The organism is Xanthomonas phaseoli pv. dieffenbachiae (genome assembly GCF_008639345.1).
Lineage (GTDB): Bacteria > Pseudomonadota > Gammaproteobacteria > Xanthomonadales > Xanthomonadaceae > Xanthomonas > Xanthomonas phaseoli.
This window is the reverse complement of record NZ_CP041380.1, coordinates 4618235-4627500: the sequence shown is the minus strand read 5'-3', so window position 1 is coordinate 4627500 and position 9266 is coordinate 4618235. Positions and strand designations below refer to the sequence as shown.

6 protein-coding genes, 2 rRNA genes and 1 pseudogene (1 of these 9 cut by a window edge) are annotated in these 9266 nt (G+C 60.2%); 7 read left to right on the top strand and 2 right to left on the bottom strand.

All coding sequences use genetic code 11. From position 1 onward, the window contains the following. From FLG15_RS20630 to FLG15_RS20610, 4 genes are all read left to right on the top strand, one after another. A 23S ribosomal RNA gene (locus FLG15_RS20630) occupies positions 1-2209 on the top strand; it begins 672 nt to the left of the window's first position. A 170-nt stretch (positions 2210-2379) separates the two neighbouring features. Beyond that, positions 2380-2494: ribosomal RNA gene (gene rrf / locus FLG15_RS20625) — 5S ribosomal RNA — on the top strand. An 811-nt stretch (positions 2495-3305) separates the two neighbouring features. Beyond that, the gene (gene mutM, locus FLG15_RS20620; protein WP_150147767.1) at positions 3306-4121 is read left to right on the top strand and encodes a bifunctional DNA-formamidopyrimidine glycosylase/DNA-(apurinic or apyrimidinic site) lyase; all 816 of its coding nucleotides are present in this window, start codon (positions 3306-3308) and stop codon (positions 4119-4121) included. A 294-nt stretch (positions 4122-4415) separates the two neighbouring features. Further along, positions 4416-5503 (top strand): IS3-like element ISXcd1 family transposase gene (locus FLG15_RS20610; RefSeq protein ID WP_223842567.1). Its coding sequence is split into 2 segments (ribosomal slippage): positions 4416-4668 and positions 4668-5503, totalling 1089 coding nucleotides; the frame shifts between segments, so codons are not numbered across the junction. A gap of 52 nt (positions 5504-5555) precedes the next feature. On the opposite strand, the pseudogene FLG15_RS20605 reads toward FLG15_RS20610, so the two are convergent. Further along, positions 5556-5816 (bottom strand): annotated as a pseudogene (locus FLG15_RS20605) (transposase); the annotation flags it as partial. A gap of 23 nt (positions 5817-5839) precedes the next feature. Here FLG15_RS20605 and FLG15_RS20600 point away from each other — a divergent pair. Beyond that, a complete protein-coding gene (locus FLG15_RS20600; protein ID WP_082341356.1) occupies positions 5840-6040 on the top strand; it encodes a CPBP family intramembrane glutamic endopeptidase in 201 nt (66 codons plus the stop codon). A gap of 58 nt (positions 6041-6098) precedes the next feature. Next, complete coding sequence (locus tag FLG15_RS20595) at positions 6099-6833, top strand: hypothetical protein (RefSeq protein WP_057678470.1); 735 nt, start codon at positions 6099-6101, stop codon at positions 6831-6833. Between the two features lie 298 nt (positions 6834-7131). Here FLG15_RS20595 and FLG15_RS20590 read toward each other — a convergent pair whose 3' ends face one another. Beyond that, complete coding sequence (locus FLG15_RS20590) at positions 7132-8538, bottom strand: amidase (RefSeq protein ID WP_057678465.1); 1407 nt, start codon at positions 8536-8538, stop codon at positions 7132-7134. A gap of 121 nt (positions 8539-8659) precedes the next feature. On the opposite strand from FLG15_RS20590, the gene FLG15_RS20585 reads away from it, so the two are divergent. Next, positions 8660-9235 (top strand): TetR/AcrR family transcriptional regulator, encoded by a 576-nt coding sequence (locus FLG15_RS20585; RefSeq protein ID WP_204243829.1) that lies wholly within the window; start codon positions 8660-8662, stop codon positions 9233-9235. Positions 9236-9266 lie beyond the last annotated feature (31 nt).

The following is a 9266-nucleotide window of genomic DNA, read 5'->3' as shown; positions in this document are numbered from 1 at the left end:
TCATGGCCAGGGTGAAGGTGCCGTAACAGGTACTGGAGGCCCGAACCCACGTCTGTTGCAAAAGACGGGGATGAGCTGTGATTAGGAGTGAAAAGCTAATCGAACCCGGAGATAGCTGGTTCTCCTCGAAAGCTATTTAGGTAGCGCCTCATATGTATCCTCTCGGGGGTAGAGCACTGTTATGGCTAGGGGGTCATCGCGACTTACCAAACCATTGCAAACTCCGAATACCGAGACGGACTGTATGGGAGACACACGGCGGGTGCTAACGTCCGTCGTGAAAAGGGAAACAACCCAGACCCACAGCTAAGGTCCCAAATTCACTGCTAAGTGGAAAACGATGTGGAAAGGCATAGACAGCCAGGAGGTTGGCTTAGAAGCAGCCACCCTTTAAAGAAAGCGTAATAGCTCACTGGTCGAGTCGGTCTGCGCGGAAGATTTAACGGGGCTAAGCAGTGAACCGAAGCTTGGGGTGCATAAAACTTGTTTTATGCGCGGTAGAGGAGCGTTCCGTAAGCCTGCGAAGGTGGATTGAGAAGTCTGCTGGAGGTATCGGAAGTGCGAATGCTGACATGAGTAACGATAATGCGGGTGAAAAGCCCGCACGCCGAAAGCCCAAGGTTTCCTTGCGCAACGTTAATCGACGCAGGGTTAGTCGGTCCCTAAGGCGAGGGCGAAAGCCGTAGTCGATGGGAAGCAGGTTAATATTCCTGCACCTCGCGTGAGTGCGATGGAGGGACGGAGAAGGTTAGGTGTACCGGGCGTTGGTTGTCCCGGGGAAAGGCGGTAGGTTTGGATCTTTGGCAAATCCGGGATCCTTTAAGACCGAGCACCGAGACGAGCCTTTTTGGCGAAGTCACTGATACCACGCTTCCAGGAAAAGCTCCTAAGCTTCAGCTCACGAAGACCGTACCGTAAACCGACACAGGTGGGTAGGATGAGAATTCTCAGGCGCTTGAGAGAACTCGGGTGAAGGAACTAGGCAACATGGCACCGTAACTTCGGGAGAAGGTGCACCCTTTTTGGTGGCTCGTGCGAGCTATAGCTGAAGAGGGTCGCAGAAACCAGGCCGCTGCGACTGTTTATCAAAAACACAGCACTCTGCAAACACGAAAGTGGACGTATAGGGTGTGACGCCTGCCCGGTGCTGGAAGGTTAATTGATGGGGTCAGCCGCAAGGCGAAGCTCTTGATCGAAGCCCCAGTAAACGGCGGCCGTAACTATAACGGTCCTAAGGTAGCGAAATTCCTTGTCGGGTAAGTTCCGACCTGCACGAATGGCGTAACGACAGCGGCGCTGTCTCCACCCGAGACTCAGTGAAATTGAAATCGCTGTGAAGATGCAGCGTTCCCGTGGCAAGACGGAAAGACCCCGTGAACCTTTACTATAGCTTTACACTGAACGTTGAGTTCGTCTGTGTAGGATAGGTGGGAGGCTATGAAACTGTGGCGCTAGCTGCAGTGGAGCCATCCTTGAAATACCACCCTGTCGTGCTTGACGTTCTAACCTAGGTCCGTTATCCGGATCAGGGACCGTGTATGGTGGGTAGTTTGACTGGGGCGGTCTCCTCCTAAAGAGTAACGGAGGAGCACGAAGGTACGCTCAGCGCGGTCGGACATCGCGCACTGTGTGCAAAGGCATAAGCGTGCTTGACTGCAAGATCGACAGATCAAGCAGGTACGAAAGTAGGTCTTAGTGATCCGGTGGTTCTGTATGGAAGGGCCATCGCTCAACGGATAAAAGGTACTCCGGGGATAACAGGCTGATACCGCCCAAGAGTTCATATCGACGGCGGTGTTTGGCACCTCGATGTCGGCTCATCACATCCTGGGGCTGTAGTCGGTCCCAAGGGTATGGCTGTTCGCCATTTAAAGTGGTACGCGAGCTGGGTTCAGAACGTCGTGAGACAGTTCGGTCCCTATCTGCCATGGGCGTTGGAAGTTTGAGAGGGGCTGCTCCTAGTACGAGAGGACCGGAGTGGACGAACCTCTGGTGTTCCGGTTGTCACGCCAGTGGCATTGCCGGGTAGCTATGTTCGGAAGCGATAACCGCTGAAAGCATCTAAGCGGGAAGCGCGCCTCAAGATGAGACTTCCCGGGGCACAAGCCCCCTAAAGGAACCATGTAGACTACGTGGTTGATAGGTCAGGTGTGTAAGTACAGCAATGTATTGAGCTAACTGATACTAATGATCCGTGCGGCTTGACCATATAACCTCAAGTTGCCTTGGTCCCAACGAACGTTGGTAGATCATCAAATGCAAGCTACGTCACAAGTTAACTATGCGAGGCTGAGCGCCGTAGGTGCTTCCATACGCAAACGCTTGCACACCCGTGCTCACGTTTGAGGAAGCAGCAACTGGCGACGCTCCAACCGTCTCCCTGGTGAAATTAGCGCTGTGGAACCACCCGATCCCATCCCGAACTCGGAAGTGAAACGCAGCTGCGCCGATGGTAGTGTGGCTCAAGCCATGCAAGAGTAGGTCATCGCCAGGGGCTTTACCCCGAAACCCTCAGTCCGCAAGGACTGAGGGTTTCTTTTTACGCCCAAATTGATGCAAGACCCAGTCGGGAATGGCCTCAGGGCGCCCGAAAGCCGGCGGCGACCCAGGTGCTGCAGCAGCACAGCACATGAGATAACCGCCGCAAGTCGCCTGGCAGTGGGGCGCCAGGCGCCTTACCCACAGCACCGCGCTCACCCAACCGCCTTGCCCGCTCGTCCCTGCGCCGCTTGCCAATCGGCGCCGACATCGCCTTCGTGGCAGCAGGGCCAAGGCTCCCGTACGGCTGCTGCCTGCGAATGCCCCGCAACACAAAGCACGTGCTCCCCGTAACCTGCGGGCCACCGGCACTGAGGGTTTATCCTTAGCCGCCAAACCGCCTGGCCAGTGCCAGGCGCGCCAGGCGGCAGTCGCTGGAGCCGATCACAGCACGATCAACGGCTGGTCGAGCAGGCTCATGCAGGCATGCATGAGCAGTCCCAGGTACTGGCCCACCAAAGGCGTGGCTCAGCATTACATTGCTACGCCATGGATCGCTTCCACGCCGTGCAATCGAAGGAGCGATTACGGCGAGCCGTAAACGCCAAGGGCCGCCGCTGCGAGAGATCAGCAGCGTCATAGCGAAACGAATCGTGCACCCATTCAGCGTTAGTCCACGCTGTGGAGTCGACGTGGTGCTTACATCGGGCAGACAACGCACGAATAGCCCCGCGATGGCGCGCCGACCGTCGCACTAATTGCATTTGAGTGTTTCGACCCCATTAGCTGCCTTGCCGGTACGTTGCCGGCGCTTGCTGGATGCGCTGATGCCTGAGTTGCCCGAGGTCGAAACGACGTTGCGTGGCCTGTCGCCGCATCTGGTCGGGCAGCGGATCCATGGCGTGATCCTGCGTCGGCCCGATTTGCGTTGGCCTATTCCCGAGCAGATCGAACGCTTGCTTCCCGGTGCCACCATGACCAACGTGCGCCGACGCGCGAAGTATCTGTTGATCGATACGGATGCGGGCGGCAGCGCGCTGTTGCATCTTGGGATGTCCGGAAGTCTGCGGGTACTACCTGGCGATGCGCTGCCGCGGGCGCATGACCATGTGGATATCAGTCTGCAGAACGGGCGCGTATTGCGTTTCAACGATCCGCGTCGCTTTGGCTGCCTGCTGTGGCAATCGGGCACACAACCCCATGAATTGCTTGCTGCGCTTGGTCCAGAACCATTATCGGACGCATTTACTGGCGATTATCTCCACGCACTGGCACAGGGGCGGCGGGCTGCAGTCAAAACCTTTTTGATGGATCAGGCCGTGGTTGTCGGGGTTGGAAATATCTACGCTGCCGAAAGCCTGCATCGGGCGGGCATCAGTCCGTTGCGCGAGGCGGGAAAAGTGTCGCTGGAGCGCTATCGGCGTCTGGCTGACGCGGTGAAAGACATCCTGGCGTATGCGATCCAACGCGGCGGAACCACGTTGCGCGACTTCATCAGCCCGGATGGTGCGCCTGGCTATTTCGAGCAGGAACTCTCTGTGTATGGGCGCGAGGGCGAGGCCTGCAAACAGTGCGGACGGGTGTTGAAGCACGCGACGATCGGCCAACGCGCCACGGTGTGGTGCGGGAGCTGTCAGCGCTAAGCGCGATATCGGGCCGACGCGGTGGTTGAGCACGGGCACTATCGGGATGTGTCCCGTCGTTTAAGCCAACTCACACCAAGCGACTCCGGCTCACTCCCCATATGGCGCAACTGCGGGCGTGCTAAGCGCGCCTGCTCTGCGCAATGCTGTGACGATCGACGTGGCTCTCCTTGGGCAACGCAGTTGTCGGCTTGCACTGTCTGGTTGTGACGCATGCGGTCGGGGGGTAATCCCCCCACAGGTTAGCTGACGCCAGAAGTGGAATTTTCTCGTACCCTTTTCCGAGGAGGTTCCATGAAGACATCCCGCTTCACCGACAGCCAGATCATTGCCGTCCTCAAGCAGGCCGAGGCCGGCACGCCCGTGCCGGAGTTGTGCCGGGAACACGGCATCAGCTCGGCGACGTTCTACAAGTGGCGCAGCAAGTTCGGCGGCATGGACGCATCGCTGATGTCCCAGCTCAGGGAGCTGCAGGACGAGAACCGGCGCCTGAAGAAGATGTACGCCGATGCCCAGCTCAGCGCCGACCTGCTGAAGGAGGCGATGGCAAAAAAATGGTGAGGCCATCTCAACGCCGGGAGATGGCCCGATGGGCCGTAGATGGTGGCCACACGAACATCCGGCATGCCTGCCGGACCTTTGCGGTGAGCGAGACCTGCTTTCGCTATCAAGCCAAGGCCAGCGAGGAGAACGCCCGGATTGCCGATTGGCTGGTGCGGTTGACCACAACCTATCGTGATTGGGGGTTCGGCCTGTGCTTTCTGCACCTGCGCAACGTGAAGGGCTTTGGCTGGAATCACAAGCGGGTGTACCGCATCTATCGGGAGCTGGAGTTGAACCTGCGGATCAAGCCGAAGAAGCGGCTGGTGCGCGAGCGGCCAGAGCCGTTGGCGGTGCCGGAGACGATCAACCAGGTCTGGTCGATGGATTTCATGCACGACCAGCTGGCCGACGGCCGCAGCTTCCGGTTGTTCAATGTGCTCGATGACTTCAACCGTGAGGGTCTGGGCATCGAGGTCGACTTATCGCTGCCATCGGCCCGGGTGATCCGCTCGTTGGAACAGATCATTGACTGGCGCGGCAAGCCAAACGCCATTCGCTGCGACAACGGCCCGGAGTACATCAGCGGCGCGCTGCTAGCTTGGGCACAGCAGCGCGGGATTCGGATCGAGCACATCCAGCCAGGCAAGCCGCAGCAGAATGCCTATGTCGAACGTTACAACCGCACCGTCCGCTACGCCTGGCTGGCCACAACGTTGTTCGACACCATCGAGCAGGTTCAGGACAAGGCCACGCGCTGGCTATGGACGTACAACCATGAGCGCCCCAACATGGCGCTCGGCGGTATCACGCCAGCAATGAAATTGGCGATGGCCGCCTAGCTCCACTTTTGGCGAACGCTCAAAGCGGGGGGATTACCCGCCGGCCCTAGAGTTTTTTTGCGATGAGATCCTTCATGGCCGCATTGTCGAGCGCCAACTCGGCGTACATCCGCTTGAGCTTGGCGTTCTCCGACTCAAGCTCCTTGACCCGCCGCAGCTCCGAAGCCTCCAGGCCTCCGTACTTACTCTTCCACTGGTAGTACGTCGCTGTGCTGATACCAACCTGGCGACAGATGTCCTTGACCGGCACGCCGGCGTCGGCCTGCTTGAGCGTCGCGACGATCTGCGTCTCGGTGAACTTTGAGGTGCGCATAGAACCTCCTGGCTGAGGTAACGATGCCAGAAATATCCACTTATGCGGTGTCTGTCAGGCTGGGGAGCTTACGGTATCACCTGTATCAGGGTCCGATTGGCGCCATCAGCATCTTGATGCTCGGGCTGATCCTGGGGTGGTGGATGGCCCGACGCGGGCGACTGTGGCCGGCGATCCTGGCGCATGGCGTGCTGGATCTGCTGGGGTTGATGGTCTACACCTGACTGGCCTGGCGCAGCCGCGATGCCGCACACTTGCTGCTTGGTCGAACAGGACGAAGCAATGGCACGGCGATATGGATGGTGCGGGATACTGGTGTGGCTGGCGGCGTTCGGCGCGATGGCGGCCGGTCCAACGCCCGGCGAATACGGCACCAAGCAAGGTTGGGGCAGCCTGCAGGTCAGCGACAAGGGTGGGGCGCGCCACTTCGAGATTCTCGCGGTGGGCGCCAACGGCCACACGTGTTCGCTGGAGGGCACGCTGCAGGGCGAAAAAGCAGAAGTGAGCGATGCCAGCGACGCGCCATGCAGGCTGTCGTTCAAGCCGGTGGCAGGTGGCTTCAGCATTGCCGCACTGACGCAGGACAGCTGCCGCGATTACTGCGGCATGCGCGCCAGCTTCGAAGGCGACTATCTGCAATTGCCGGCCGGCTGCACCTCCGCCGCTAGCAGCCGACGACGTGAAGCGTATCTGCGCGACTATCGCGGCAAGCGCTATACCGAAGCGCTCGCCGGTATGCAGGCGTTCGCGAGCGAGTGCGGCGAGTTCCTGAACTGGCTCGATCGCGACCGTTTCGCCAACGACCGCGCGCTCACCCTGCTGCGCCTGAATCGCCCGAAAGAGTGCCTGGCGGCGTTGGACGAGACCATGGCCGGTCGCAGCCGCGACGAGGCCTCATTCCAGGCGGAGCTGGACAAGAACAGCACGATGCTGCCGCCCAGCGACTGGGATGCGTACCTGCCCATTGCCAGGTCCACCTGGTTCAATCGCAAGCTCTGCGAGGCGGCCCAGCGTTGAATGGGAGATGGCTTGCGTTGATAAGCGTAAGCAGCCCCCTGGGTGCGGCGGCATGCCGATGGGCGTTTGTGCGTAACCGAGATGACGCTAGAACGCTGGCCGTCATTGCGTTTCCAAGTGATTAAAGCCGCGTTACCGCAGGCGACCGCGCGATGGATGCCGACGCAGGAAAATAGTCAGCGTGATCTGCAAACACCAGGGTCAATGATTTACAGCAGGATGAACTCTGACCGCGTCGTCTTTCTGGGAATCGATGGAATGGCGCTCGGGAGTTGCCGGCTCCCGAGCGCTGTTGCACTCACAGCGACGGGTGCAGGTCGCGGACCGGGCTGACGCTTTCCAGCAGCGCGGCGACATGCAGGATGGTGGATTCGGCCTGCCACTTGCCGACGATCTGTACGTTGATGGGCAGGCCTTCCTTGCTGGTGCCGAATCGCATCGCTACGCCAGGCAGGCCGGCGACGTTGAGCGGCACCGTTGCGCCCTGAAGATAGGTGGCGTCCACGGTCTGGCCGTCGATGGTGAATTCCGCGACGCCGTGCTTGTGGGCGGGGATGGGCAGGACGTGGGTGATGAGGGCGTCGTAGCGGCTGAAGTAGTCGGCATAGCCGTCGCGGATGCGCTCGGCCGCCTGCTCTGCGGCGATGTAGTCGGTGAGCGAGGTGTCGGCGATCGACAGCATCGTCTTGGACATCTTGAACATCAGATCTTCATGGCCCGCAACTGCCTCGGCAAACGCCGGCTTCATCTCCATGACGTGCAACTTGTTGAAGACATCGAGTGCGAAATCGCGTTCCAGTGCCGGGATGCGCACCTCTTCGACGAAGATGCCGATGTCCTTCAGCGCATCGGCCGCCGCGCGCACGGTCGCTTGCACTTCCGGGTCGACCGGGCCGTAGCCGGGGCCGATCATCCAGCCCACCCGCAGCGGTCGGTAGGGTTGGCGGCCGATGCCGGCGTCGAACGGCACGGCACTACTGGAAAAGGCGTCCTTGCCATCGGGACCGGCAAGCTGTGCGAAGGCGAGCGCGATGTCGCGGACCGAGCGGGCCATCGGCCCGACATGCCAGAAGCGGCGAGGCGCACGCGGCCAAATGCCGGTCATCGGAATGCGGCCGTGAGTCGCCTTGATCGAGGTAATGCCGGTCTGCGCTGCCGGGCCACGCACCGAGATGGCCAGATCGGTGCCGAGACCGATCGGCGACATGCCCGCGGCGATGGCCGCCGATTCACCGCCACTCGATCCACCCGAGGTACGGCTGACATCCCACGGATTGCTGGTCGGGCCGGTGAGCAGGTTGTCGCTTTCGATCCAGTACGAGAACTCCGGCAGGTTGGTCTTCGCCAGCAGGATGCCGCCTGCTTTCTTCATGCGTGCCACGCTGGTTGCATCGGTGTCTGGACGGCGCCCCTTGAAAATCGGCGACCCGCGCTGGGTGAGCACGCCGACGGTGTCGATGGAGTCCTTCACCGTAAAGGGCACGCCATGCAGCGGGCCGAGCGCATCGCCTGCAAGCACCGCGGCCTCGGCTGCCTTGGCTGCGCTGAGCGCGCTATCGGCCAGATTGACGATGGCATTGATCTGGGGATTCACCGCCTCAATGCGGTCCAGGTGCGCCTGCACGACCTCGACCGGGGAGATCTCCTTGGTGCGGATCAGTTCTGCCAGCTGGGTGGCATCTTGATAAAAAAGTTCGCTGCGCATGGGTCGCCTCTCAAAGGAAAGTTGGATGGCAAACGCGGCTCGGCATCAACTACCTAACGTTTGTTAGGTAACACGATGCGCGCTATACTGCGCGCTGTCAACACCTGTCGAAGGCGGACGTGTGAAGAAGCAGGAAAGTACGAATTCCAGCGACAAGATCCTGATGGCGGCGACCAGGATCGCGCAGGCGCACGGCTACAGCGGTTTGAACGTGCGCAGCCTTGCGGAGGATGTGGGCATCAAGGCGGCCAGCCTCTATCACCACTTCCCGAGCAAGGCGGACCTCGCCGCCGCCGTCGCCAAACGCTATTGGGAAGATTCGGCCGCCACATTGGACGCCTTGTCAGCGGAAACGAAAGAGCCGATGAAGGCGTTGCGCCGCTATCCGGAGACCTTCCGTCGCTCGCTGGAAAACGGAAATCGCATCTGCCTGTGCAGCTTCATGGCTGCCGAGTACGACGACCTTCCGGACATAGTGAAAGACGAGGTTCAAGCCTTTGCCGATGTGAACATCGCATGGCTTTCCAAGATGCTGGTTGCGGCAGAGGTTGTGGGTGCCAAGGACGCCAAGAAGCGCGCTCGCACCATCTTTGCCGCAATCGGCGGCGCGCAGCTGATGGCTCGCGGTCGATCCGACATCAAGCTCTTCGATGCGTTGATCGAAAGTTACCAAGCAAGTGGGCTGTTGCCGAAATGAGCGTGCCCCCGTCGCGGTGGGGCCTCTGGTG